Below are 23778 nucleotides of genomic sequence, written 5' to 3' on the forward strand. Positions count from 1 at the left end.
GAAAGGGTGTCGCCGCGCATCCGAAGACGCGCGACGACTCTGGGAGGAGACTTTATTTTCTCTTGATCAGCGCTTCAGCCGCATCCGCAATGGCGGCCGGCGCCATGCCGAATTCATTCAGCAGCCATTCGGCCGAACCGGTGTGGGCGAAGACGCCGGGAACGCCGAGACGTTTCATCGGTACGGGGGCCTGCTCGACCACGACTTCGGCAATGGCCGAACCAAGGCCGCCGAAGATCGAATGTTCTTCAGCCGTCAGGATCGCGCCGGTTTCCTTCGCTGCGGCGACGATCGCCGCCTCATCGATGGGACGTACGGTCGCCATGTTCAGCACACGCGCCTTGACGCCACGGCTGGCCAGAATATCGGCAGCCTTGACGATGCGGTGGGTCAGCGTGCCATTGGCGATCAAAGTCAGGTCGGAACCTTCGCGCAGCAGGTTGGCGCGGCCGAGTTCGAAGACATGGCCTTCGGGCAGCAGATCCGGCACGCCGACGCGTGACAGGCGCAGGAAGCAGGGGCCGGCGTAGTCCGCCGCCCATTTGACGGCGGCGGCCGTTTCGATGCGGTCGCAGGGGGCGATGACCGGCAGGTTTGGCAGAACGCGGGTCCAGGCGAAATCCTCGATGGAGTGATGCGTCGGGCCGAGTTCGCCATAGGCCATGCCCGAGGATATGCCGATCAGCTTCACATTGGCGTTGGAATAGGCAAGGTCAGCCTTGATCTGCTCCAGCGCGCGGCCGGTGAGGAAGCAGGATGCGCCGCAGACGAAGGGCAACTGGCCGCCATTGGCGAGACCGGCGCCAACGCCGACCATGTTCTGTTCGGCGATCCCGACATTGACGAGGCGCTCGGGGAATTTTGACTTGAAGCCACCGAGCTTTGAGGAGCCGACCGAATCGTTGCAGACGGCGACGACCCTGTCATTGCCGGCGGCCAGCGCTTCCAGCGTTTCGGCGAAGGCGTCGCGGCAGTCATACAGTTTGGCGGCGGTTACGGGCGCGTTCATTACAATGTCTCCGAAAGTTCTTTGACGGCGATTTCATATTGTTCCCTGCTCGGAACCTTATGGTGCCAGTCAACGCGGTCCTGCATGAAGGAAATGCCGTGACCCTTGTTGGTGTGGGCGACGATGCAATGCGGGCGGTTGCCGCGATGCTCCAGCGCCGGCACGACTTCCGCCATGGCGTTGCCGTTGATTTCGCTGACTTCCCAGCCGAAAGCCTCGAGCTTGGGGCGAAGCGGCGCGACATCATTGGTTTCCGAAAGCGCCGCACCCTGCTGGAAGCGGTTGTGATCGACGATCAGCGTCAGGTTGTTCAGGCCGAATTGCGCGGCGGACATGATGGCTTCCCAGTTGGAGCCTTCCTGCATCTCGCCGTCGCCGGTCATGACATAGGTGTGGTAATCCGCCCCGGAAAGCTTGGCCGCCTTGGCCATGCCGACGGCAACCGGCAACCCATGGCCGAGCGGGCCGGTATTGGTTTCCACGCCCGGCACCTTGTTACAGTTCGGGTGGCCGTTAAGGCGCGAATTCGGCTGCAGGAAGGTCGAGATTTCCTCTTCCGGGATGAAGCCGCGCTTGGCGAGCGTCACATAAAGCGCGCAGGCCGTATGGCCCTTGGAAAGCACGAAGCGGTCGCGGGCAGGGTTCTTCGGATCATCCGGCCAGATGCGCAGGACGCGAAAGTAAAGGGCTGTCATGATGTCGATAGCCGACATTTCGCCGCCGACATGGCCCGCACCCGCTTCAAAAACAGCCTGTACGTCGCGAAGGCGAATCTGGCGCGCAATGCGCTCTAGCTCCTGGGACTGCATGGAATCCTCTTCAAAACATGCGTGTGAATATTTATACAGCTATTTATATAATTGCAGAGATGGCGTTTCTGTCAAGATGGAATTGCGGATTCTCTTGTTTCAATCCGTGCTGATTATTTCTGCCGCTACATTCGCATTCATGGTGAAGAGCGTCTCCACCGCCCTCATTCCTGTGCTTGTCACAGGAATCCAGCCAGCCCAAGTCCTTGGGCTGAAAGGGCTCTTCCCGCCGTGCAGACGCGCGTCGGCTGGATTCCTGTGACAAGCACAGGAATGAGGGTGGGAACGTAAGTCGCCAGCCATCCCATCCTCCGCAGGGTCCGTCCCGCCATTAACACCCTATTGACAAGCTTCTCTCAACTGGCTTATGCATGTTTCACCGATGATGAATAATTATTCTAATCGGTTTAAAAAATGCAAGACAGTCATCGGGAGGAGCCATGTCCGCGCTTGAACGCAATGAGGGGGTCACGCACACCAGGAGCCCGCTTGCCTGGCTGAGTGGTGCGACCGGACCGCTTTTGGGCCTGCTGCTGCTGTGTGTCTTTTTGACTTTCGCCAGCGAGAACTTCCTGTCGCTCCGAAACGGGCTCAACATTCTCGACCAGATCACCGTGCTCGGCATCATGGCCGTCGGCATGACCTTCGTGATCCTGCTTGGCGGCATCGATCTGTCTGTCGGCTCGGTGCTGGCGCTGTCGATGATGATCATGGGCTGGACGGCCAATGTCGCGGGCATGCCGATGGGCATGGCCATCGTACTGGCGCTTGTCGCCTCTGCCGCCTGCGGCCTTGTGGTCGGTATTCTGGTGACGGCCTTCCGGGTGCCTGCCTTTATTGCCACGTTGGCGATGATGTCGGTGGCGCGCGGGCTCGCCAATATGATCACCGATGGACAGCAGATCGTCGGCTTTCCCGACTGGTTCATGATGCTGGCGATTGAGCGTCATTTCGGCGTGTTGACTGCAACCGTGCTGCTGATGCTCGTTGTGGTGCTTGTTACCTGGATTTTCCTGCGTTTCCGCTCCGAAGGCCGCACGGTCTATGCTGTTGGCGGCAACCCGGAAGTGGCGCGTCTTGCCGGCATCAACGTGCCGCTGGTCACCATCTGCGTTTATGTCGCCTGTGCGGTTCTGGCCGGTCTGGCCGGCATTGTTCTTGCGGCACGTCTCGACTCGGTGCAGCCCTCCAGCGGCTTCGGTTACGAGCTGGATACGATTGCGGCTGTCGTCATCGGCGGAACCTCGCTTTCCGGTGGTGCGGGCGGCATTGGCGGAACACTTATCGGCGTGCTGATCATCGGCGTGCTGCGCAACGGCCTCAATCTGCTCAACGTTTCTCCCTTTTTGCAGCAGGTCATCATCGGTGTGGTCATCGTGCTGGCCGTGGGCGCTGAAACCTTGCGTCGCCGCAGAAGCTGAATTTGCCTGCGGATGGCGAAGAGCCGTCCGCGCAATAAACGACCCTCCCGGCATGGGAGGCGTGAAAAACGGCCGGAGGGGAGGAGGTTTGATCTGCCCGAAGGTCAACAATCAACAAATGGAGGAATAATCATGAAATTTTCACGCATTCTGCTGACATCCGCCGCCCTTCTCGCCATGTCGCTCGGCCAGGCCAATGCCGCCGAAGTCAAGAAGATCGGCCTTGCCGTCGCCAATCTGCAGGCGAACTTCTTCAACCAGATCAAGCAGGCCGTTGAAGCCGAAGCCAAGACGCGCGGCATTGCCGTCGTCACCGTTGACGCCAAGGGCGATGGCCCGACGCAGGTCAACCAGATTCAGGATCTCCTGACCCAGAACATCGACGCGCTGATCTACATTCCGGCCGGTGCCGCCGCTGCGACCGTTCCGGTAAAGCTTGCCAAGGCCGCCGGCGTTCCCGTCATCAACATCGACCGTAATGCCGATGGCGCGCCGGGCGACACCTTCCTTGCCACCGATTCCGTCGCTTCCGCCAAGAGCGTCTGCGATTACATCATCAAGCAGGCCGGTGGTGCGGGCAAGATGGTCATCATCCACGGCCAGAAGGGCACGACACCGGAAGTGGACCGCACCAAGGGCTGCATGGAATCGGTGAAGGCCAATTCCGGCGTGAAGATCGTTGCCGAACAGTGGTCCAACATGTGGAGCCAGGATGAAGGCTTCCAGATCATGCAGAATATGCTGCAGGCCAATCCGGATGTTTCCATCGTCTTTGCGCAGGCTGACGGTCTGGCGCTTGGCGCGGCGCAGGCGATCAAGGTCGCCAATCCCTCGCAGAAGATCGTCGTTGGCGGCTTCGATGGCGATACGGCGGCGCTTGAGGCACTGAAGAACGGCGTCTTCGACGTGACCGCAACACAGCAGACCCAGAAGATGGGCCGCACGGCTGTCGAGATGGCCGTCAAGATCGTCGGCGGCGAGAAGGTTCCGGCCGTGCAGCTTTCCGATGCGACGCTGACCACCAAGGAAAATGTCGAAGGCTTCATCGCCAACCATCCCTGATGCATCCGCCCCGCGCGTCCGCTGGGATGCGCGGGGCTCTCATTGGTTTGTCTTTATGCAATTTGGACACAAGGCTGTGGCGTATCGCCGCCGCGATCGTGTCCTGGGAGGTCCCGTCATGCGCGAGCCGGTTCTTTCGCTCCGTGGCATCAGCAAACGTTACGGTCCGCTCGAGGTTCTGAAAGCCGTCGATCTCGATGTCTATCCGGGCGAAGTGGTGGCGTTGCTGGGTGAAAACGGCGCGGGCAAGTCCACGCTGTCAGGCATCATCGCCGGTTCGCGTGAGCCGTCCGAGGGCAAGATGACATGGCTTGGACAGCCTTACGCACCTGCATCGCCGCGCGAGGCGATCGATAAGGGTATCGTCCTCATCCATCAGGAATTGAAGCTCCTGCCGGAACTTTCCATCGCCGAAAACGTGTTCATTGGCCGCTGGCCGATGAAGAACGGCGTCGTCGACCGTGCCGAGATGGTGCGCAGAGCCCAGCAGCAATTGGCGCGCCTCAACCTTCACATTCCCGCGACCCGCAAGGTGGCCGGCCTTTCGACCGCCAACCAGCAGCTGATCGAAATCGCCAAGGCGCTGGCGCTGGACGCCAAACTTCTGATCCTCGATGAGCCGACGGCGGCACTTGGCGGCGCGGAAACGCAGGCGCTGTTTGAGCAGGTGCGCAAGCTGCGCGCCGAGGGCGTAGGCATCATCTATATTTCCCACCGCATGGAAGAGATCAAACAGATCACCGACCGCATCGTCGTGTTGCGCGATGGCGAGCGCGTGCATGAATTTGCCGATAGCGCGACACCGGTTCGCACCATCGTTGAAAGCATGGTCGGCCGTTCGCTGGAGCGCCTGTTTCCGACGCTGCCGGAGCCGCAGGACAAGATGGTGCTGGAAGTGAAAGGGCTGACCGGCGCGGACAATGCTTTCCGCGACATCAGCTTCGGCGTCCGCGCCGGTGAAATCCTCGGCATTGCCGGTCTTATCGGCGCGGGACGCACCGAGCTGGTGCGCGCTATTTCCGGTGCCGATCCGACGAGTGCGGGTGAGGTGCTGCTGGATGGCAAGGTGCTGGCGCTGAAAAGCCCGGCGGACGCTATAGAGAAGGGCATCGTCATGGTGCCGGAAGACCGCAAATTGCAGGGGCTGGTGGTGGAGCACGAGATCGGTGAGAACCTGATCTATGCCAATCTCGACCGCGTCGGCACCGGCTGGATCACGCCGCGCATCAAGCGTGCCTTTACCAGGGAGGCCATTGCCAAATTCGGGGTCAAGGGCCGCAGCGAACAGCCGGCATCGGATCTTTCCGGTGGCAACCAGCAGAAGGTGGTCATTGCCAAATGGCTTGCCCGCAATCCGCGCGTTGTGGTGCTGGACGAGCCGACCCGCGGCATCGATGTCGGCGCGCGGGCGGGCATTTACGATATCATTGTCGATCTGGCGAAAAGCGGCGTGGCCGTCATCGTCGTCAGTTCCGATCTGGAAGAGGTGCTGGGCGTTTCGAACCGCATCCTCGTGCTCGCGCAGGGAAAACAGGCCGGCATCCTCAACCGCGACGAAGCGAACGACGTCTCGGTCATGGAACTGGCAACTATCTGAAGAAGGAAACAGAGATGTCCACCATCACGCTCAACGCGCCGAAACTGTTCGATCTTTCCGGCCAGGTGGCGCTCGTCACCGGCGCCGGTTCCGGCATCGGCCAGCGCATCGCCATGGGGCTTGCCCAGTCCGGCGCCAATGTCGCGCTGCTCGATCGCCGCACCGATGACGGTCTGGCGCAGACGGCCGATTTTATTGCAAAGGCCGGACGCAAGTCGATCCAGATTGCGGCTGACGTCACCAGCAAGCAGGCATTGACTGAAGCGGTTGCGCGTACTGAGGCCGAGCTTGGCGCGCTTTCACTCGCCGTCAATGCGGCCGGCATCGCCAATGCCAATCCGGCCGAGGAGATGGAGGAAAGCCAGTTCCAGACGATGATGGACATTAACCTGAAGGGCGTTTTCCTGTCCTGTCAGGCGGAAGCCAATGCCATGCTGAAGAACGGTCGTGGTGCAATCGTCAACATCGCCTCCATGTCCGGCGTCATCGTCAATCGCGGGCTGATGCAGTGCCATTACAACGCCTCGAAGGCGGGCGTCATCCACATGTCGAAATCCATGGCGATGGAGTGGGTGGGTCGCGGCATCCGCGTCAACACCATCTCGCCGGGTTACACGGCGACGCCGATGAATACGCGGCCGGAAATGGTGCACCAGACGAAGCTGTTCGAAGAGCAAACGCCGATGCAGCGCATGGCGGGCGTGGATGAAATGGTCGGCCCGGCGATCTTCCTGCTCTCCGATGCGGCGAGCTTCGTGACGGGCGTGGACTTGCTGGTGGATGGCGGTTTCTGCTGCTGGTAGGGTTTTCGGTCCCGGCGCGGTAAACCTCAAGCGTCTGGTCCAAGCGTGACATCCTCACGGCGCAGACGCGCCGTGGCTGGATGCCGGATTAAGTCCGGCATGACGGAAGAGAGGACATCAGACGTTGTCGCCAATTTCGCGCCCGGCTTTCGCCGGGCGTTTTAGTATTCGCACCACAGGATTTGGCAGATCAAGCAACCTGCTTCTGCGCCACATCCTCGACAACCTCGCCCTTGAGGTAGGAAACAAGGTCCTTGATCGTCACGACCAGCAGACCGTGACGTTCGGCGAAGACTTCGAGCTGGGGCAGGCGGGCCATGGTGCCGTCGTCATTGGCGACTTCACAGATGGTGCCGCAGGGATATTTTCCGGCAAGGCGGCAGAGGTCCACGGCTGCTTCGGTGTGGCCGGTGCGGCCGAGAACGCCCTCAGGGTTGGCGCGCAGCGGGAAGATGTGGCCGGGGCGGGCGAAATCTTCCGGGCGCGATTCTTCCGATACCAGCGCACGCACGGTCTTTGCCCGGTCGGCGGCGGAAATGCCGGTGGTAGTGCCCGGAATATAGTCCACCGAGACGGTGAAGGCTGTCTTGAGGGATTCGGTATTGCGCGACACCATCAGCGGAATATCGAGCGCATCGAGACGCTCGCCCGGCATGGCGACGCAGATCAGCCCGCGCGCATGGTTCATCATGAAGGCGATCTGCTGCGGGGTAATGCTGTCGGAGGCGGCGATGATATCGCCCTCATTTTCGCGGTCTTCGTCGTCAACCACGATCACCATCTCGCCACGGGAAATGGCTTCGATCGCGTCTTCAATTTTAGCAATGGTCATTTTCTTTCAAGCCTTTCAAGGGTTATGCCGTTTTGCGGCATTTTCGCGCTTCGAGAAGCGCCAAATATCCCTTGGGCGAACAATGCAATGCGAAGCCCGCTCACGCGCGGGCGTCCTATGCCTTGTCCTCTTCCATCCGGACTATACCGTCGGCTCCGGCCTCTCACCGGATCTGCTGACCTTCCGGCTTTGGAGACCGGAAGCGCTCGCGGGCTCCGGGAAAAATCCCGATACCGCCGGTGGGGAATTGCACCCCGCCCTGAGAACGAAACCAACATAAATTATCAAATGGGAAGGAATCAAGGGGCAATGGTTCGTTGGGCGAGGGCCGGGCAGAAAGAAATCTCTCGGAAAGGCGTTTCTACGAGTATTTTAGTTCCGCCCGTTTTAGGTCGAGTTCCTACCGTGTTTTTCCATCGAGACCGATTTGATATTGGCGGCGCAAATCGTCGCCCGCTCGCCATCTGAAGTATCGTATTTATGTTGTTAATATTGGAATCTTATGATTTTTATATTGTCGTTATTACAATATGTATTTTCTTATATTTAAGGGAATTGTTGCATGTCAGCGACGCAGCAAATATCTGAAAGCCCGCAATTGCTCGCCGCGTTGGTCGCGGCTTCCACAGCCTTCACGCTGTGGATACTTGGACAATTTGTAGCGGTGGGCGTAGGATTCTGGAAAAAATCGCGAGAAAAAGAGAAATTTATTCGATCCCTGTATGCGGAAATCGACTTTAATACAGCCGATATGGCAATCTTCCTTGCGGCACCTATTTCCTATGTGACTTTCAGGGAGCGCATCAAGGAAAACAAAGATTTCGTTCCGCATATTACAGATGCACGTCACACCCATTTCTATCTGAAGAATATCGATTCCATATCGGCCACTGGAAGAGAGTATATTGGAGATGTGGTCTATTTCTATGGTGTTCTGGATAAAATCCGCGCCAAGATAGATGGAATATACCGTAAGAGTTTTACCAATATTTCACTCGAGGGTCGGGAGAGCGCCATTCGTAGCCTCTACGAGTACGCGGAAGAGGCAAAGAAAACTGGCGAGAAGCTTTTGCAGACAATGGAAGGAAAATACAGGGGATACAAACTAAAGCGAAAAATCCGTTCGCCGGGCATCTCAAAAAACCAAAAAGCGCCGAAACCATAGTTCGACGCTTCGCTTCTCACAGTGGAAAGACGTTTAGATCAAAGTAGGATAGGATCAGGACCGATCATGTTGAGAACCCCTGCGTTGAGTATGTAATCTTGTCTCATGGTCAGTGCGGCATGTCAATGATTTGCCGAAGTGGCGGTATTTTTCGAGATAAGCCACTGCTTTCAGCAGGTCAGCGTTGACCAACCCTTTCCTCGTTACTTCACATATATTGTGATTGGGGGCGTTTGATAGCAAGATAAGACGCCTTCTCCGAGAGGAGCTTATCGATCCCGTAACCGCAATTCATCGGTCTGCATCTGCAGCGAACCGAGCGTCGACAGGAAGCTCATGCCGAGCAGGCTCTGGCCCAATTGGCCATCCTGCGCGACGAGGGCGAGGATGTTGCGTCGCATGATCGGGCCAATGCTGATTTCCGAAAGGGTGACGGGGGCTGCCGCCGTGCGGCCATTCGCAGTCATCACCGGTACGGTATAGCGGAGATTTGCGGTGTCGATGCCGATTGCGGCCGCATCCGCATTGGCGAGGACTACAGAACTTGCACCGGTATCGACGAGCATGTGGATCGTCTTGCCCTCGACGCCGACATTCGCCTCGAAATGGCCGCTCATCGATTTATGCAGGACGATTTCCTGTTCGCCGCCAGCCGTCGTCACCACCACGGCGCGGCCGGGCATCAGGCCGCCCAGCAGCCGGTCTCCGAAGGATTGCAGGTCGTAGCGATAGAGATAGAGCGAGACGAGGCCGAGAATGATGACGAGCCAGACGGCGAGCTGACGGATGACGGTACTGAGGCTGCCGCGTCTTCCCGCCAGAATGCCGGCCGATAATAGACCGGCAATGGGCAGAAGATAAAGCACGTGGGCGAATTGATCGTTATCGATGCCGAGCGTTCGGCCGCCGTCGTGATTGATGAGAAGCAGGCCAAGGCCGACGGCCAGCAGGAGGAGAACGATGGTCAGCCTGTTCATGCGGTATGCGTCTCCTTGGCGGTCTCGGGCAGTTTTGCCAGTCTTTGCGGCAGCAACCGCATGATTTCGCGGCGCTTCTCGTCGCTATACCCGGCCCAGCCGCCGATTTCATCCAGCGTCCGCCCGCAGCCGATGCAGAGGCTGCTGGTTTCATCGAGGCGGCAGATATGGATGCAGGGTGTTTCCATGATGATTTATATCAGGCTGTCACGCCGCAAGGGCAAGGGCGATGAGAATCACGATCTCCGTGATCTGCTGGCAGGCACCGATGGTGTCGCCGGTATGGCCGCCGATCTTCCTGTCGCAGAGCCTGCCGAAAAGGACGGCTGCCAGAAAGGCTGCCGCCAGCACAAGGGCAATCGACAGGAGCGGCAGGGCGTGCAATGTGAAGAGTGTGAAAAGCAGCAGCCCGATCACCAGCGCGATGTTGCGCTCGCTTGAGCCCGGCTGACCGGCGCCGGCGGCGATGCCGGAGGTTTTTGCGGCGGGCAGGGATTGCCAGTGCCACACCATCAGGGTGCGGCTCAGGACAAGCGCGGCGATCAGGGCGGCGGCGGCGGTTTTTGCCGGCAGCGTCTCAATGAGCGAGGCGAGTGCGGTGGCGCGAAGCGCAAAGGAAAGGATCATGGCAATCGTGCCATAGCTGCCGATGCGGCTGTCCTTCATGATCTCAAGCATGCGGGCCTTCTCCTTGCCGCTGCCGAAACCATCGGCCATGTCGGCGAGGCCGTCTTCGTGCAGCGCGCCCGTGATGAGCGCCGTCAGGCCGATGACGAGCCAGCCGGTGAGCTGCGGAGAGGCGTCGAAGGCTGCGAAAACCACAACAAGGAAAGCGGCGGGCAGGGCGATCAGCAGGCCGGCGGCGGGAAAGGCGCGGGCGGTGCGGCGCATCGACACGCCGTCGGCATCATCGAAAAACCGCGAGGGAACGGGCAGGCGGCTCAGAAAGGCGAGGGAATGCATGACATCTGTTATAAAATCCCCGGCCTTCATGCTCTCTCCGTTGCAGTCGCTGCATTTCCGGTTGTTCCGCGGCGCATCCGCGATTATGAGAGGCGCAACAAAGACCGATTTGCCGGAAAACACAAGTTCCGGACGCATGAGCCGATGCGACAACCAACCCGACGACGAGAAAGACAGATATCATGAGCATGAGCGGATTGCCCTTCGACGATTTCCGCGCGCTGCTGCGCGAGCTTCCCGGCCCGGATACGCACGCGCTTGTGGCGGCCAAGGAGCGCAATGCGCAGCTGACCAAGCCTGCCGGTTCGCTCGGACGTCTCGAAGAAATCGCCATGTGGCTGGCTGCCTGGTCCGGCCGTTCTCCGGCCGTCACCCGCCCGCTGGTGGCGATCTTCGCCGGCAATCATGGCGTCACCCGGCACGGCGTTACGCCCTATCCGACATCCGTGACCCAGCAGATGGTGGAAAATTTCGCGGCAGGCGGTGCGGCGATCAACCAGATCTGCGTTGCAAACGATCTTGGCCTGAAGATTTTCGATCTGGCGCTCGATTACCCGACCGGCGACATCACCTGCGAGCCGGCGCTTTCCGAGCGCGACTGCGCCGCCACCATGGCCTTCGGCATGGAAGCGATTGCCGGTGGCACCGATCTTCTCTGCGTCGGCGAAATGGGCATCGGCAACACCACCATTGCGGCGGCGATCAATCTCGCGCTTTATGGCGGCACGGCGGAAGAATGGACCGGTCCGGGCACCGGTTCGGAAGGCGAAGTCATGGCCCGCAAGATCGCGGCGGTGAAGGCAGCGGTGGAGTTCCACAAGGATCATCTTTCCGATCCGCTGGAGATCATGCGCCGTCTCGGCGGACGCGAAATCGCAGCGATTGCCGGCGCCATCCTTGCCGCCCGTGTGCAACGCATTCCCGTGCTGATCGACGGTTATGTGGCGACGGCCGCTGCCGCTCTCCTCAAGGCTGCCAATCCTGCGGCGCTCGACCATTGCCTGATCGGCCATGTCTCGGGTGAGCCGGGCCATCTGGCCGCCATCGAAAAGCTCGGCAAGACGCCGCTTCTGGCGCTCGGCATGCGTCTCGGCGAAGGCACGGGGGCAGCGCTTGCCGCCGGCATCGTCAAGGCCGCCGCCGCCTGCCATTCCGGCATGGCGACATTCGAAGCGGCGGGTGTGGACACCCGCATCAGCTCCCGCACCGACCATTGAGGCCTAAGATGGACGTGACGCCGCAAAAGAAGCAACCGGAACCCACCTTTCGCAAGGAAAAAGGCTGGCGGCATCTTTTTGCCGCCGCGCGCTATTCCGTGCAGGGGCTTGGCCGGCTGTGGCAGGAAGCGGCGTTCCGGCATGAGGTTCTCGCCTTCGGCGTCGGGCTTGCCCTGCTTCTGGTCGTCGGCGCACCCTTTGCCCATCTTCTCGTCTTTACGGTGCTGATGCTGTTGCTGTTTTCGGTGGAAGCGCTCAATACCGCCATCGAAGAGCTGGTGGATCGCATTTCGCCGGAAATCTCCTCGGTCGGGCGGCATGCCAAGGACCTCGGCTCCTTCGCCGTCTTCTGCCTGTTGATGGCGAACGGATTTTTCGTGCTGTATTCGTTGGTAACGACGCTGTTCTTCTGAAGTTCTAAGCCTCAAGGCATTTCAGGGCGGAAAACCCGGGGGCCACTTTTCCTGGAAATGCCCTAAGCGAAGGACCGGCGGCGTGGCTGGATGGCGTGGGTTTCTTCCACGGCCGGCAGGCTTTGCAGCACGCGTTTGGCCGGCAGGATGGCGATGCCTTCGGTGCCCTCGCGCAGTTTCGATTTCAGGATGAACTGGCCGTCATGCTTGGCGAGAATGGCCTGAACGATGGGCAGGCCGAGGCCGGTCCCCTGTTCGGCGCTCTTGATCGCGATCGATCCCTGACCGAAGGCGGACAGCACCACGGGAATTTCATCTTCGGGAATGCCGGGACCGTTATCCCTGATCGAGACATATTGGCCGCCGCCTGCCGTCCAGCCGGCTTTAACAAGGATTTCACCGCCCTGCGGCGTGAATTTCACGGCGTTGGACAGCAGGTTGAGGATGACCTGGCGAATGGATTTCTCATCGGCCCAGACCTGCGGCAGGCTGTTTTCGAACTGCTGGGAAATTTTGATGTTCTTGGCGCGGGCGCGAAGCTGGATCATGCCGATGCAATCCTCGGCGATTTCCAGCATCGAGATCGCTTCTTCGTTCAGGTCATAGCGGCCGGCCTCGATGCGCGACAGGTCGAGGATTTCGTTGATGAGATCAAGCAGATGCTGGCCGGAGCGATGGATATCGCCGGAATATTCCTTGTAGAGCGGATTGTTGAGCGGACCGAGCACCTCTGATGACATGACCTCGGAGAAGCCGAGAATGGCGTTGAGCGGGGTTCTGAGCTCATGCGACATGGAGGCGAGGAAGCGCGATTTCGCCAGATTGGCTTCTTCCGCGCGCCGCCGCGCCTCGTCCGAAACCGAGTTTGCGACTTCGAGTTCTGCGATCAGGTCGTCCTTTTCCGTTTGCGAGGAGAGGAGCTTGATGCTGGTCTGGTAAAGCCGGCTGGTAATGCGATGACAGAAGAGGATGGCCATGCCGAACATCAGCGCGAGACCGACATCGAAAGGATTGCGCGAAATGGCCGATGTCATGCAGAGAGCCGCCAGCACCGGCAAAAAGGTCATGAAGGTCGCCCGCCGCAGCATGAAATTGGCCATGGCGGTGAGCGAAAGCGCGATCAGCAGCGTCGAGCCCTTGAAGAAAAGCACGAGCGTCGGGTCGTTGCGCACCGGTTCGGCCAGCGCAAACATCGCCCAGGCGCAGCCGATGAGGATCTGCATGCCGAGGAAGAGACTTTTCCAGTGCTGAAGATTGTCGGCCGTGATCTCCTGTTTTGCCGCCCGCTTGGCCAAGAGCAGAGAAAAGGCGTGGAAGCTCAGCGCAATCAGCGACCAGATGATCAGGCTGATGTCGCGGGTAATATAAAGGCCGATGATGGAGGCGAGCAGGATGAAAAGCGGCATGATCATCGCGCCCTGCAGGGTTTCGGCGATGTGCATGGTCAGCATTTCGCGTTCATAGGCGTCGCTTGCGCCAGCCCCCTGCTGCAGGCGTTCACGCGTCGTCTTCACCGTGTCGAAGACCGCCTTGTTGCGGTGCTTTTTCGACCGGTCGACGATGATCTTGTCGGTGGACGTGCTGACGCTTTTACTCATTGTTACAACGCAGGGTGACATGAACCCTTGCAGACTACGCGCAAAATCTTAAGAAGATGCTGCCGTGAAAGGATTTGTTTGCCATTTCTGACAAGGGTTTGTTGTTACATGAGACGAAATGGAGGCAGGGGCAGGCGGTTTTCGGCATTTCGCGATGGCGGGCTTTTTCTCGCCACGGTTTTTCTCGGCATTCTGATCGCGGCCAAGCTCGACCAGATCAACAGCGAAACCTATAGCGGCCGCTTCTTCGTGATCGATGGCGATACGTTGTCGAAGGGTGAGGAACGTTTCCGGCTGCTTGGCATCGATGCGCCGGAGCTTGCGCAGACATGCCTGCGCGGCAACGAAAGCTGGCCGTGCGGCGAGGAAGCGCGCCGTGTTCTGCAAAGGCTGGCCGGGGCTGAGGATTTCTCCTGTTCCGGCAGTTCCAGGGACCGTTACGGGCGGCTGCTGGTTTATTGTTCCGCCGGCGGCAGGGATGTCTCATCGGAAATGGTGTCGGCGGGTTTTGCCGTCGCATCCGGTTATTTCCAGTTCTCCAGCGAGCAGGCGGCGGCGCGCAGACAGGCACGCGGCATCTGGGCGGGAGAATTCGAGAAACCGTCGCAGTGGCGGCGGGAACACCGCGCCGCGGATCTGGAAACGCCGGCGGCGGGTTTCCTCACCATTGTCCGTCATCTTCTGGGGTGGGATCATGGTTGAGCCAGTGCCGGTGCGTGATGACGGGCTGGAAGGATTACGCGGCGAAATCGCCCGCTGCCGTCTCTGTCGCGACAAGCCGCTCAGGGGAATGGCCGATCGCCTGCCGCACGAACCCCGGCCGGTGGTCGTCATGTCGACCAAGGCGCGCATCCTGATTGCCGGGCAGGCGCCGGGGCTTCGCGTGCATGAAACAGGGCTGCCGTTCAACGATGCCTCGGGCGACAGGCTGCGCCAATGGCTGAACGTCGACCGGCAGACGTTCTACGATCCGGATCGTTTCGCCATCGTGCCCATGGGCTTCTGTTTTCCCGGTTATGACGACAAAGGCAGCGACCTGCCGCCCCGGCGCGAATGCGCGCCGCAATGGCGTGAGCGGGTAATAATGGCGATGCCGCAGGTGGAGCTGATCCTCGCCATCGGCCAATATGCACAGGCTTTTCATCTGGGTGAAAGGCGGCGCAAGACAATGACGGCAACGGTGCAGGACTGGCGCGGCTTTCTCCATGCCAATTCCGGCCCCGGCATTTTTCCCCTGCCGCATCCAAGCTGGCGCAATACCGGCTGGCTGAAAAAGAACCCATGGTTCACGGAGGAACTGCTGCCGGTTCTGCGACAACATGTGGAAATGCGGCTTTAGTGAAACAATTTTCTGTTTTTCTGCAAAAATTAGTGTATTGAAAGGAAATTAATTCAGGAGGACAGACGCATTGGATCGCCTAGACCGTAAGATTTTGCGCATTCTGCAAGAGGATTCCACGCTGGCCGTTGCCGATCTGGCGAAAAAGGTCGGCCTTTCCACGACGCCCTGTTGGCGGCGTATCCAGAAGATGGAGGAAGACGGCGTTATTCGCCGGCGCGTGGCGCTGCTCGATCCGGTCAAGGTCAACACCAAGGTCACGGTTTTCGTCTCCATCCGCACCGCCTCCCATTCCATCGAATGGCTGAAGCGTTTCTCCGAGGTGGTTTCCGAGTTTCCGGAAGTCGTCGAATTTTATCGCATGAGCGGCGATGTCGATTATCTGCTGCGCGTCGTCGTGCCTGACATTGCGGCCTATGACGCCTTCTACAAGCGCATGATCGCCAAGATCGAAATTCGCGACGTGTCCTCCGCCTTCGCGATGGAGCAGATCAAATATACGACCGAGCTGCCGCTCGATTACATGCTGCTGGACAATCCGAAATCCGGCGAGGAGTAATCCGCCGCCGGTCAGTTTTTCGACCAATGCCCTTTCCGGTTGCCGGGGAGGGCATTTTCATTTGCGGGTCGTTTTTCCCGTCGATCTGGCCCGCCAAGGGCTGATCCAGCCAGAAGGTCCATCCCGGTAGCCCCGCCGGGGCACGACAATTCTATTCCGCCCATCGTGGCAAATTCGCACATTCAATTCTCCCGGGGCTGTCTGCGCGCAAACTGCGATTTTGATAAAATCGCTCGAATATCTACGCTTTTACCGTCGAAGGATGGAATAGCGAGGGATATCCATATGCTTACACGACGCGGAACATTGGGACTGATTGCAGGTGCGACCGGGGCGGTGTTTCTGCCGCATATCCGGCGGGCGAGTGCCGCAACCACCACATTGCGGATTGGCTGGCAGAAGAATGGCGTGATAGCGCTCGCGAAAAGCCAGGGCGCGCTTGAAGCGTTGCTGAAGGATCGCGGCATCGAGGTCAAATGGTCGGAATTTTCCTCCGGGCCGCCGCTTCTTGAAGCGCTGGGTGCCGGCGCGCTGGATATCGGCCCGACCGGCGATGTGCCGCCGCTTTTCGCGCAGGCCGCCGGTGGCAATCTGCGTTATGTGGGCACTTACAAAGCGGCGGCCGGCGGATCGGCAATCCTTGTGCAGAAAGATTCGCCGCTGAAGACGCTGGAAGACCTGAAAGGCAGAAAGGTCGCCTTCAAGCGCGGCTCCAGCGCTCATAATGTCACCGTCAAGGCGTTGCGAAAGGCTGGTTTGACCTTGAACGACATTACGCCGGTCGATCTTGCCCCGCCGGATGCGGCCGCCGCCTTCCGCAGCGGCAGCATCGATGCCTGGTCGATCTGGGATCCTTATTTTGCCGTGGCGGAAAAAGAGCCGACGACGCGGGTTCTTTCGACCGCCGAAGGCATCGTCGATCCGTGGAGTTATTTCCTTGCCAATGGCGATTTCGTCGAGACCAATCCCGATCTCGTGCCGCTGATCCTCAAGGAGCTGGCGAATGTGGGTGCGAAAGCGCAGGCCAATATCGATGCAACGGCAAAGTCGCTGGCGTCGATCACCGGCGTTTCCGCGGATGTCACCAAAGTCTCGCTGACGCGGCCGGGCGCCGATCTCGGGCGGGTTTCGCTGGTTCCGGATGAGGCCATCGCCTATCAGCAGGCGCTTGCGGATGAGTTCTACGATCTGAAGATCGTGCCGAAGAAACTCAACGTGGCGGATATCGTCTGGCGGCCGAAGGCGAGCTGAGCGGGTCGGAAAGGTGAGTCTCTTCAACCCGCTGGCGGGTGTTGTTGAGAGGTTGATTCAGCAATGTTCCTTAAACGTAGGGCAAGCATGTCCCGCTTGTTTCTTCTCCCCGGCGGGGAGAAGAAATCTGCCGCAATGTTAGGGCATCAGCCCTTTAGCTTGGCGATCACCAGATGGCCGGGCGTCGGATTGCCGTCCTGCATGCGCACGTTGATGTCGGTCACCTCAAGAACCTCGAAACCGGTCGCCGCCAGTCTTTCGCGGACATAGGTTTCCGCATGGGCGAAACGCTGGTGCGGGCCGACCATATAGGGGCGTCCGGCCAGGGTTTCTTCGGGCAGGGTTTCCGACGAAAAGATCAGCAGGCCGCCGGCGTTGAGGTTTTCGGCGGCGCCGAAAAACAGCGGCTCGAGCGCGCCGAGATAGGGCAGCACATCGGTGGCGGTGATGATGTCGAAAGGCTCGTCGTCATTGTCCTCAAGAAAATCCTCGGCTTCGGCGACGTAGAGCGTCTCGTAGAGGTCCTTCTCATGGGCGATTTCGACCATGTTTTCGGAAATATCGATGCCGGTGATATCGTCGGCCATGTCGCGCAGCGCTTCGCCGGTGAGGCCGGTGCCGCAGCCGAGATCGAGCAGGCGCTTGAAGGGACCGAGGTTCAGCGTCTGCAGCCGCTGGCGTACCATCATCGGTACGGCGTAACCGAGCTGTTCGACAAGAATATCCTCGAAAGCTTCGGCATGCTGGTCGAACAGGGTTTCGACATAGGCGTCGGGCGCCTTTGGCGGGGTTTCGCCCCGGCCCATGGCGGCGATGCGCACGGCCGCTCCGCCGTGATCGTCGGGATCGATGGCCAGAACCTCTTCATAGGCCTTCACCGCCGCGTCCACATCGCCGGCTTTTTCAAGCGCGAGCGCGCGGTTATAGGCTTCGGCAAGCGCCTCTTCGTCGATTTTCTGGTTCTTCGTCATCGTGCCTTATCCGTCAGCATCTTCAGTTGAGTTTGCTGTAAGCCGCATCGGGGACGGGCGCAATGTTTATGTGGTGCGACGGCTCAGTGGATGATGAACTCCCCCTTGAGCGCGCGCCATTCCTGCGCCGAAATGACCTGCCGGTGCACGTAGCGGACGGAGTGCAGCGGTCCGTCGAGCTTTTCCTTCCAGAATTTGAGGAAGCCATGCATCTCAGGGAAGTCCGGGGCAAGATCATAGTCCTGCCAGACATAGGTCTGGAGAACCAGCGGATGATCCGGCAGGCGATAAAATATCTGGGCGGTGGTGAGGCCGTAGCCTCTCAGCATCATTTCCATGTCCTTGTTCATGACGGCGGTTCCCGTTTCCATGATTGCCGATCACAGCGTTACCGCTGTATCGAATATGGGAACACGTCATGGTTAATCCAAGCTTGCCAAAGACATGGGTTGTCACAAAATATTTATATTTTTCAAAATGTTGGCAGCCTTCATTGATGAGTGCTGCCAATGTTGCGACTAGCGCTTGAGGTGCCGCGTCAGGCGGGCTTCCAGCCATGCCCAGACATGCCGCAGCGTTTCGACGATCGTCAGGTAGAAGATCGCGGCCCAGAGATAGGCCTGATAATCGAAGGTGCGGGAAAAGGCGTAGCGGGTCTGGCCCATCAGGTCGAAGACCGTGACGATGGAGACCACCGCCGAACCCTTGATCATCAGGATGATTTCGTTGCCATAGGGACGCAGCGCCACGATCAGCGCCTGCGGCAGGATGATCTTGCGGAAAGTGACGAGTTTCGACAGGCCGAGCGAGGCGGCGCCCTCATGCTGGCCGCGCGGCACGCTGCGGATCGCGCCGCGCAGGATTTCGGCCTGATAGGCGGCGGTGTTGAGGGTGAGCGACAACAGGCCGCAATACCAGGCCTCGCGGAAGAACCACCACAGGCCGACGGTTTCCAGCCCCTGGCGGAAACTGCCGAGGCCGTAATAGATCAGGAAAAGCTGCGCCAAAAGCGGCGTGCTGCGGAAGACGTAGACATAGGCATAGGCCAGCGCGCCGATGATGCGGTTTTCCGACATGCGGCCGAAGGCGATCGGCACGGAAAGAATGGCGCCGAGAATGATCGAGCTGCCGACGAGGGTGATGGTGGTGATGAGACCGTCGATATAGCGCGGCCCGTAACGCTGGAATTTGTCCCAGTCCCAGCCCTCGATCATGGCGAAGATCAGCCCGGCGGCGAGCAGCAGCCAGAGCGTGATGACGGCGATGCCGACGATGCGCGAAATATTGAGCGGCTTGTCCGCAACGGCCGGGGCGGGGCGGGGGGGAATGAGTTCCTGAATATGGCTCATCGGCTCACCTCCGACTTGCGCGACCAGCGATCGATGAAGCCGATGCCGATGGACGAAAGCAGCGCGAGGATGAGGTAGAGCAGGCAGGCGATGCTGTAGAAGAAGAAGGCTTCCTTGCTGACGCGGGCGGCGATGCCGGTCTGGCGAACGATATCGGCAAGGCCGATGATCGAGACGTAGGATGTGTCTTTCAGCAGGATGACCCAGAGATTGGTCATGCCGGGAAGGGCGATCCTGACCAGCTGCGGAATGATGATGAGCACCATGGTGCGGCCCCGCGAAAGCCCCAGTGCCGCGCCGGCCTCATATTGCCCCTTTGGTATGGCCTTGAAGGCGGAGAGCAGCACTTCGGACGCATAGGACGAAAACACCACGGACAGCGCCACCATGCCCGCGACGAAGGCGTTGATCTCGACCGGACCGGTGATGCCGACATAACCGGCCACCGATTGCAGCAGCATCTGGATGCCGTAATAGACGATGAAGAGCGTCAGCAGTTCCGGCAGGCCGCGGAAGATGGTGGTGTAGATACCGGTCGCCAGCCGCAGCGATTTTTCTTCCGATTGCGCGGCGAGCGCGATGAGGAAACCGATCAGCAGCCCGACGGGCAGGGTGGCGAGCGCCAGCGAGATGGTGACCTTGACGCCGAAGGCGATTTCATCGCCCCAGCCCGCATCGCCGCAGGCGACAAGGGTGCCGTTTCCGAAAAGCGAGAAGAGACCGACCGGCCCGCAAAAGGGATCGAGAAGTGTCGAGACATAGGTCCAGAACGCACCTATGGCGGAAAATGCTCCGCTCATGCCAATTTTCCCCTGCGGTCTTAAGCCGCCGTGATTGTTATCGTGACGTTTTCAAACAAAAATGGCGGAAGGGCAAGCCTTCCGCCACGAGATTTCAACAGATCGAACGGGCTTACTCGCCGTAAACGTCGAAATCGAAGTATTTTTTGTTGATCTCCTGATACTTGCCGCTGGCGCGAATGCCGGCGATGGCGGCGGTGAACTTGTCGGCAAGCGCCGTGTCACCCTTGCGGACGGCGACGCCCGCGCCGTTGCCGTTGATCTCGACATCGACCGGAAGCGGCGTCAGGATCTTGCAGCAGGCGCCCGCATCCGTCTTCAGCCATTCCGACAGAACGACGATATCGTCGATGACGGCATCGATACGGCCATTGGCGATGTCGAGCTTATATTCGTCGGCGGTCGGATACATCTTCACGTCGGCATCCGGGAAATGCTTTTCGGCATAGTTGGAGTGGGTGGTGGAACCCTGCGCGCCGAGCGACTTGCCCTTCAGATCGTCGACGGACTTGATCGGCGAATCCTTCGGCACGGCGATGGCCGGCGGGGTGTTGTAATATTTCTTGGAGAAGTCGACCTTCTCGAGACGCTCGGGCGTGATCGACATGGACGCGATGATGGCGTCGAACTTCTTGGCCTGAAGGGCGGGGATGATGCCGTCCCAGTCATTGGTGACGAAGGTGCATTCGGCCTTCATTTGTTCGCACAGCGCCTTGGCGATGTCGATGTCGAAGCCGGTCAGCGTGCCGTCGGCTTCGAGATTGTTGAAGGGCGGATAAGCGCCTTCGGTGCCGATGACGATCTTGTCCTGCGCGAGGGCAGCACCTGAAAACAGCGAGATGGCGGCAATCGATACGGCTGCGAGCAGACGGGTGGAAATAGGCATTTCGATCCTCTCTTTTGGTCGTTCATCCGCGGTCTGTTGTTGTTTTCAGTGCGGACGCCATGGGCGCAGGGCGCAGCGGATGATACCGCCTGTAGCCTTCAGCGCGGATGCGATTATTCATCCGGTTGGTCAAAAAATGCAACTGCAATATTAGTGACCGCGATTGTGCCGCAGAGCTTCCACGAAAACGCCTTGATCTGTTCATTTCCGGTACAGAAGGCTTTGTCCATCATGGGAACCGAAGCGTGTGCGAGGCGTTGACCAGCGCCTGCACGCGCAGCCGGAATCAAGATGTCGCAAGACTGGCGACCAATAATGGCAGATGAGGAAACACCGATGCTGAAGAAGAACACATTGCTGACGGGGGTGGTTTTCCCCCTCATGTCGCTGGCGATTGCGGTGGAGCCGGCAGCGGCCGGTTTTGCCGGTGCTGCGCGGGCGCAGACGCCGGTGTCGCAGGCGCTTCCCGGCGATGCTGCGACCGGCCGGATGATTCTGGCGCAGGCGCAGCCGGAAGAACCGAACCCGGAAGAGGAACTGCGCAAACGCCGCAAGCAGGCCGAAGAGGCGCAGCCGCAGGCCGAGCCGCAACGACAGGAGCGTGCGCCGGAGCCGCAGCGCGAACCGGAGCCCAAGCGCGAAGCCGCGCCTGCCGAACCGCGCCCTGAGCCGCAACGGGAACCCCAAAGGGAGCCGCAGCCCGAACCCCAGCGGGAACCGCAGCAGCGCGAGGCTCGCCCTGAGCCCGCGCCGGCCGAGCAGCCGCAGGAGCGTCCCCGCAAACCCGAACGCGCGCAGGAGCCGCAGGGCGAGGGCGAACAGCGCCCCGCACGCCAGCGCGAGGCCGCACCCGAAGCCGCGCCTGCCGAAGAGCAGCCAAAGGAACGTCCGCGCAAGCCGGAACGGGCCGAGCAGCCCGCGGGTGAGGGCGAGCAGCGTCCCGAGCGTCCCCGCAAGGAGCGCGCGAAGGAACCTGCTGCCGAACAGGAGCCCGCAGCAAGCCCTGAAAAAGCCGGTGAGCCGTCCAAGCCCCGCGAACAAGCACCTGCCAAAAAGCCACCGGTAGAGGAAAAGGCCCCGGAACAGAAAGCCGAGCCGGCCGAAAAAGCCGTTCCGGAGAAAAAGCCGGCCGCCCCCGAGCCCGCCGCGAAGGAGGCACCGGTTCCGACCGAAGCGCCGACGCCCGCGCGTCCGCCGGCACCTGAAGCCCAGCCAAACCCCGCACCGGGTCGTCAGCCTTCGGAACAGCCGCCGGTAGAGGGTCAGGGCAGAACCGAACCTGCAGCCCCGCTGCCAGGCGCGCCGACGCCGCCGCCGAGCGGTACGACAACCGGACAGGCGCCGGCCGGTGAACCCGTTCCAAATCAGGTCGCTGTTCCGCAGACGGAAGCGCCGCCGATGACGAAGGAAGAGCTGGATAAGGCCAAGGCAATCGCTAAGGACCCGTCCAAGACCGCCGATACCGTCATTCTGCCGGTCGACAAGGGCGCCGCCGTTCTCGACAGCGACAAGGAAGTGGAACGTTCCGGTAACCGCCAGACCCGCGAGGAGCGCCGTCGTGAACGCGAACAGGCCGGTGACGTGAAGGTCCCGACCTCCGACGCCGAGGCGCAGCGCGCCGGCGCCGCCGAAGGCAAGGCCCCGCCGCCGCCCGTCAAGATGGAAGCCATCACCTCGCAGCAGGGCGAGCGTGTCGACCGCCGCCCGCAATATGAGCGGCCGGAAGGCGTGCGCGAATGGCAGCCGCGCGAAGGCCGTCCGCGTGATCGTGACCGCGATGCGCCGATCATCCTGCAATTCGGCGACCGCGTTGTGGTGCGCGGCGACGACAACCAGCGCTTCATCCGCGATGGCGGCGAGCCCTATTACGAGCGTCTGCCCGGCGGCCGTGTCCGCGAAACCGTGGAGCGTCGTGACGGAACGCAGGTGGTGACCATCCGCAACCGATATGGCGACGTGATCCAGCGCTCGCGCATCGACGATCGCGGCCGCGAATATGTGCTTTTCTATGCACCGGAGCTGATGGAAGATCCCGACCGCGACTACGTCTATCGCGATCCGGGCCTCGACCTGCCGCCGATGCGCCTGCGCATTCCCGTAACGGACTACATCATCGACACTTCGAGCGATCCGGACCGCGATTATTACCGCTTCCTGGAACAGCCGCCCGTCGAGCCGGTGGAGCGTGTCTATTCACTGGATGAAGTGCGTTATTCGGCCCGTATCCGCGACAAGGTGCGCCGTATCGACCTCGATACCATCACCTTCGCCACCGGCAGCGCCGAAATCCCGATGACGCAGGCCCGTTCGCTGCGCAAGGTAGCGGATGCGATCAACAAGGCGCTGGACAAGAACCCGGGTGAAACCTTCCTGATCGAGGGCCATACCGACGCCGTCGGTTCGGATGAAAGCAACCTCGTTCTTTCCGACGAGCGCGCCGCTTCCGTCGCCAATGTCTTGACCGATGTTTACGGCATTCCGCCGGAAAACCTCGCGACGCAAGGCTATGGTGAGCGTTATCTGAAGGTCCAGACGCTCGGTCCGGAACAGCAGAACCGCCGCGTCACGATCCGCCGCGTGACGCCGCTGGTGAAGCCGGTCGCCCAGAACTGATCGGGTTCGACAGGAAAAACAAAGGCCCGGAAGCGCAAGCTCTCCGGGCCTTTTTTGTTGGGACAGGCTTTCCAAATACGCGACGTCATCCTCGCCCTTGTGGCGAGAATCTAATCACGTTTCCTCCGGTCGAGACGTAGTAGA

Annotated in this window: 24 protein-coding genes and 1 riboswitch; of the genes, 12 read left to right on the top strand and 12 right to left on the bottom strand. The window is 60.3% G+C overall.

The features are described 5' to 3' along the window. Positions 1-52: 52 nt before the first annotated feature. Together ACQZ5K_RS09435 and ACQZ5K_RS09440 are read right to left on the bottom strand one after the other, a co-directional pair. Entirely contained in the window at positions 53-1009 is a 957-nt protein-coding gene (locus ACQZ5K_RS09435) for a transketolase family protein (RefSeq protein ID WP_448740206.1), read from the bottom strand. Beyond that, positions 1009-1818, bottom strand: a complete 810-nt coding sequence (locus ACQZ5K_RS09440; RefSeq protein WP_052817934.1) for a transketolase — start codon at positions 1816-1818, stop codon at positions 1009-1011. Before ACQZ5K_RS09440 ends, ACQZ5K_RS09435 begins: the two co-directional genes overlap by 1 nt. Positions 1819-2258: 440 nt before the next feature. Between ACQZ5K_RS09440 and ACQZ5K_RS09445 the strand changes: the two genes are divergently transcribed. The 4 genes from ACQZ5K_RS09445 (at position 2259) to ACQZ5K_RS09460 (ending at position 6701) form a co-directional block, all read left to right on the top strand. Beyond that, positions 2259-3239 (top strand): ABC transporter permease, encoded by a 981-nt coding sequence (locus ACQZ5K_RS09445; protein WP_127758017.1) that lies wholly within the window; start codon positions 2259-2261, stop codon positions 3237-3239. 132 nt (positions 3240-3371) lie between these two features. After that, positions 3372-4301: a substrate-binding domain-containing protein gene (locus tag ACQZ5K_RS09450; RefSeq protein WP_448740207.1), complete on the top strand. Its 930-nt coding sequence runs from the start codon at positions 3372-3374 to the stop codon at positions 4299-4301. 118 nt (positions 4302-4419) lie between these two features. Further along, positions 4420-5898, top strand: coding sequence for a sugar ABC transporter ATP-binding protein (locus ACQZ5K_RS09455; RefSeq protein WP_448740208.1), 1479 nt, complete (start codon positions 4420-4422; stop codon positions 5896-5898). A 14-nt stretch (positions 5899-5912) separates the two neighbouring features. After that, a complete protein-coding gene (locus tag ACQZ5K_RS09460; RefSeq protein ID WP_065115987.1) occupies positions 5913-6701 on the top strand; it encodes an SDR family oxidoreductase in 789 nt (262 codons plus the stop codon). A 190-nt stretch (positions 6702-6891) separates the two neighbouring features. On the opposite strand, the gene ribB is transcribed toward ACQZ5K_RS09460, so the two are convergent. Beyond that, positions 6892-7533 (bottom strand): 3,4-dihydroxy-2-butanone-4-phosphate synthase, encoded by a 642-nt coding sequence (gene ribB / locus ACQZ5K_RS09465; RefSeq protein WP_448740209.1) that lies wholly within the window; start codon positions 7531-7533, stop codon positions 6892-6894. Positions 7534-7653: 120 nt separating this feature from the next. Further along, positions 7654-7804: riboswitch (FMN riboswitch) on the bottom strand. A 291-nt stretch (positions 7805-8095) separates the two neighbouring features. Between ribB and ACQZ5K_RS09470 the strand changes: the two genes are divergently transcribed. Continuing rightward, the gene (locus ACQZ5K_RS09470) at positions 8096-8698 is read left to right on the top strand and encodes a hypothetical protein (protein WP_448740210.1); all 603 of its coding nucleotides are present in this window, start codon (positions 8096-8098) and stop codon (positions 8696-8698) included. 269 nt (positions 8699-8967) lie between these two features. Here ACQZ5K_RS09470 and ACQZ5K_RS09475 read toward each other — a convergent pair whose 3' ends face one another. The 3 genes from ACQZ5K_RS09475 to ACQZ5K_RS09485 are packed head-to-tail and all read right to left on the bottom strand — an operon-like array spanning position 8968 to position 10668. After that, a complete protein-coding gene (locus ACQZ5K_RS09475) occupies positions 8968-9675 on the bottom strand; it encodes a TIGR02281 family clan AA aspartic protease (protein WP_448740211.1) in 708 nt (235 codons plus the stop codon). Continuing rightward, positions 9672-9863, bottom strand: coding sequence for a DUF1289 domain-containing protein (locus ACQZ5K_RS09480; RefSeq protein WP_448740212.1), 192 nt, complete (start codon positions 9861-9863; stop codon positions 9672-9674). Before ACQZ5K_RS09480 ends, ACQZ5K_RS09475 begins: the two co-directional genes overlap by 4 nt. A 19-nt stretch (positions 9864-9882) precedes the next feature. Next, on the bottom strand, positions 9883-10668 hold the full coding sequence (locus tag ACQZ5K_RS09485) for an adenosylcobinamide-GDP ribazoletransferase (RefSeq protein ID WP_448740213.1): 786 nt from the start codon (positions 10666-10668) through the stop codon (positions 9883-9885). A gap of 152 nt (positions 10669-10820) precedes the next feature. On the opposite strand from ACQZ5K_RS09485, the gene cobT reads away from it, so the two are divergent. After that, entirely contained in the window at positions 10821-11855 is a 1035-nt protein-coding gene (gene cobT, locus ACQZ5K_RS09490; protein ID WP_003522166.1) for a nicotinate-nucleotide--dimethylbenzimidazole phosphoribosyltransferase, read from the top strand. An 8-nt stretch (positions 11856-11863) separates the two neighbouring features. Then, a complete protein-coding gene (locus ACQZ5K_RS09495; protein WP_003522167.1) occupies positions 11864-12268 on the top strand; it encodes a diacylglycerol kinase in 405 nt (134 codons plus the stop codon). A 62-nt stretch (positions 12269-12330) separates the two neighbouring features. On the opposite strand, the gene pdhS2 is transcribed toward ACQZ5K_RS09495, so the two are convergent. After that, positions 12331-13866 (bottom strand): two-component system sensor histidine kinase PdhS2, encoded by a 1536-nt coding sequence (pdhS2, locus tag ACQZ5K_RS09500; protein WP_035262217.1) that lies wholly within the window; start codon positions 13864-13866, stop codon positions 12331-12333. A 108-nt stretch (positions 13867-13974) separates the two neighbouring features. On the opposite strand from pdhS2, the gene ACQZ5K_RS09505 reads away from it, so the two are divergent. The 4 genes from ACQZ5K_RS09505 to ACQZ5K_RS09520 all read left to right on the top strand — a co-directional run bounded on the left by ACQZ5K_RS09505 (position 13975) and on the right by ACQZ5K_RS09520 (position 17015). Continuing rightward, on the top strand, positions 13975-14568 hold the full coding sequence (locus ACQZ5K_RS09505; RefSeq protein WP_448740214.1) for a thermonuclease family protein: 594 nt from the start codon (positions 13975-13977) through the stop codon (positions 14566-14568). After that, positions 14561-15205, top strand: coding sequence for a uracil-DNA glycosylase family protein (locus ACQZ5K_RS09510; protein WP_448740215.1), 645 nt, complete (start codon positions 14561-14563; stop codon positions 15203-15205). Before ACQZ5K_RS09505 ends, ACQZ5K_RS09510 begins: the two co-directional genes overlap by 8 nt. Before the next feature lie 70 nt (positions 15206-15275). After that, complete coding sequence (locus ACQZ5K_RS09515; RefSeq protein ID WP_003507846.1) at positions 15276-15764, top strand: Lrp/AsnC family transcriptional regulator; 489 nt, start codon at positions 15276-15278, stop codon at positions 15762-15764. Positions 15765-16049: 285 nt separating this feature from the next. Further along, on the top strand, positions 16050-17015 hold the full coding sequence (locus ACQZ5K_RS09520) for an aliphatic sulfonate ABC transporter substrate-binding protein (protein WP_448740216.1): 966 nt from the start codon (positions 16050-16052) through the stop codon (positions 17013-17015). A 146-nt stretch (positions 17016-17161) separates the two neighbouring features. On the opposite strand, the gene ACQZ5K_RS09525 is transcribed toward ACQZ5K_RS09520, so the two are convergent. The 5 genes from ACQZ5K_RS09525 to ACQZ5K_RS09545 form a co-directional block, all read right to left on the bottom strand. Beyond that, on the bottom strand, positions 17162-17986 hold the full coding sequence (locus ACQZ5K_RS09525) for a class I SAM-dependent DNA methyltransferase (protein ID WP_065655920.1): 825 nt from the start codon (positions 17984-17986) through the stop codon (positions 17162-17164). Between the two features lie 83 nt (positions 17987-18069). Next, positions 18070-18336 (bottom strand): usg protein, encoded by a 267-nt coding sequence (locus ACQZ5K_RS09530; protein WP_003522173.1) that lies wholly within the window; start codon positions 18334-18336, stop codon positions 18070-18072. 168 nt (positions 18337-18504) lie between these two features. Next, the gene (locus tag ACQZ5K_RS09535; protein ID WP_125146936.1) at positions 18505-19335 is read right to left on the bottom strand and encodes an ABC transporter permease; all 831 of its coding nucleotides are present in this window, start codon (positions 19333-19335) and stop codon (positions 18505-18507) included. After that, entirely contained in the window at positions 19332-20135 is an 804-nt protein-coding gene (locus ACQZ5K_RS09540; protein WP_059760406.1) for an ABC transporter permease, read from the bottom strand. Before ACQZ5K_RS09540 ends, ACQZ5K_RS09535 begins: the two co-directional genes overlap by 4 nt. A gap of 112 nt (positions 20136-20247) precedes the next feature. Further along, a complete protein-coding gene (locus ACQZ5K_RS09545) occupies positions 20248-21021 on the bottom strand; it encodes an ABC transporter substrate-binding protein (RefSeq protein ID WP_003525132.1) in 774 nt (257 codons plus the stop codon). Positions 21022-21357: 336 nt separating this feature from the next. On the opposite strand from ACQZ5K_RS09545, the gene ACQZ5K_RS09550 reads away from it, so the two are divergent. Then, complete coding sequence (locus ACQZ5K_RS09550; RefSeq protein ID WP_448740217.1) at positions 21358-23634, top strand: OmpA family protein; 2277 nt, start codon at positions 21358-21360, stop codon at positions 23632-23634. Positions 23635-23778: the final 144 nt, after the last annotated feature.

Source organism: Agrobacterium sp. 22-226-1 (assembly GCF_053522345.1).

What these genes read in the sequence shown, in the direction of transcription:
- ACQZ5K_RS09520 (WP_448740216.1), top strand. Translation starts at nt 16,050, where the DNA reads ATGCTTACACGACGCGGAACATTGGGACTGATTGCAGGTGCGACCGGG.
- ACQZ5K_RS09525 (WP_065655920.1), bottom strand. Translation starts at nt 17,986, where the DNA reads ATGACGAAGAACCAGAAAATCGACGAAGAGGCGCTTGCCGAAGCCTAT.
- ACQZ5K_RS09545 (WP_003525132.1), bottom strand. Translation starts at nt 21,021, where the DNA reads ATGCCTATTTCCACCCGTCTGCTCGCAGCCGTATCGATTGCCGCCATC.
- ACQZ5K_RS09445 (WP_127758017.1), top strand. Translation starts at nt 2,259, where the DNA reads ATGTCCGCGCTTGAACGCAATGAGGGGGTCACGCACACCAGGAGCCCG.
- ACQZ5K_RS09460 (WP_065115987.1), top strand. Translation starts at nt 5,913, where the DNA reads ATGTCCACCATCACGCTCAACGCGCCGAAACTGTTCGATCTTTCCGGC.
- ACQZ5K_RS09535 (WP_125146936.1), bottom strand. Translation starts at nt 19,335, where the DNA reads ATGAGCCATATTCAGGAACTCATTCCCCCCCGCCCCGCCCCGGCCGTT.
- ACQZ5K_RS09510 (WP_448740215.1), top strand. Translation starts at nt 14,561, where the DNA reads ATGGTTGAGCCAGTGCCGGTGCGTGATGACGGGCTGGAAGGATTACGC.
- ACQZ5K_RS09495 (WP_003522167.1), top strand. Translation starts at nt 11,864, where the DNA reads ATGGACGTGACGCCGCAAAAGAAGCAACCGGAACCCACCTTTCGCAAG.
- ribB (WP_448740209.1), bottom strand. Translation starts at nt 7,533, where the DNA reads ATGACCATTGCTAAAATTGAAGACGCGATCGAAGCCATTTCCCGTGGC.
- ACQZ5K_RS09470 (WP_448740210.1), top strand. Translation starts at nt 8,096, where the DNA reads ATGTCAGCGACGCAGCAAATATCTGAAAGCCCGCAATTGCTCGCCGCG.
- pdhS2 (WP_035262217.1), bottom strand. Translation starts at nt 13,866, where the DNA reads ATGAGTAAAAGCGTCAGCACGTCCACCGACAAGATCATCGTCGACCGG.
- ACQZ5K_RS09550 (WP_448740217.1), top strand. Translation starts at nt 21,358, where the DNA reads ATGCTGAAGAAGAACACATTGCTGACGGGGGTGGTTTTCCCCCTCATG.
- ACQZ5K_RS09475 (WP_448740211.1), bottom strand. Translation starts at nt 9,675, where the DNA reads ATGAACAGGCTGACCATCGTTCTCCTCCTGCTGGCCGTCGGCCTTGGC.
- ACQZ5K_RS09455 (WP_448740208.1), top strand. Translation starts at nt 4,420, where the DNA reads ATGCGCGAGCCGGTTCTTTCGCTCCGTGGCATCAGCAAACGTTACGGT.
- ACQZ5K_RS09480 (WP_448740212.1), bottom strand. Translation starts at nt 9,863, where the DNA reads ATGGAAACACCCTGCATCCATATCTGCCGCCTCGATGAAACCAGCAGC.
- ACQZ5K_RS09530 (WP_003522173.1), bottom strand. Translation starts at nt 18,336, where the DNA reads ATGAACAAGGACATGGAAATGATGCTGAGAGGCTACGGCCTCACCACC.
- cobT (WP_003522166.1), top strand. Translation starts at nt 10,821, where the DNA reads ATGAGCATGAGCGGATTGCCCTTCGACGATTTCCGCGCGCTGCTGCGC.
- ACQZ5K_RS09440 (WP_052817934.1), bottom strand. Translation starts at nt 1,818, where the DNA reads ATGCAGTCCCAGGAGCTAGAGCGCATTGCGCGCCAGATTCGCCTTCGC.
- ACQZ5K_RS09435 (WP_448740206.1), bottom strand. Translation starts at nt 1,009, where the DNA reads ATGAACGCGCCCGTAACCGCCGCCAAACTGTATGACTGCCGCGACGCC.
- ACQZ5K_RS09505 (WP_448740214.1), top strand. Translation starts at nt 13,975, where the DNA reads ATGAGACGAAATGGAGGCAGGGGCAGGCGGTTTTCGGCATTTCGCGAT.
- ACQZ5K_RS09540 (WP_059760406.1), bottom strand. Translation starts at nt 20,135, where the DNA reads ATGAGCGGAGCATTTTCCGCCATAGGTGCGTTCTGGACCTATGTCTCG.
- ACQZ5K_RS09485 (WP_448740213.1), bottom strand. Translation starts at nt 10,668, where the DNA reads ATGAAGGCCGGGGATTTTATAACAGATGTCATGCATTCCCTCGCCTTT.
- ACQZ5K_RS09450 (WP_448740207.1), top strand. Translation starts at nt 3,372, where the DNA reads ATGAAATTTTCACGCATTCTGCTGACATCCGCCGCCCTTCTCGCCATG.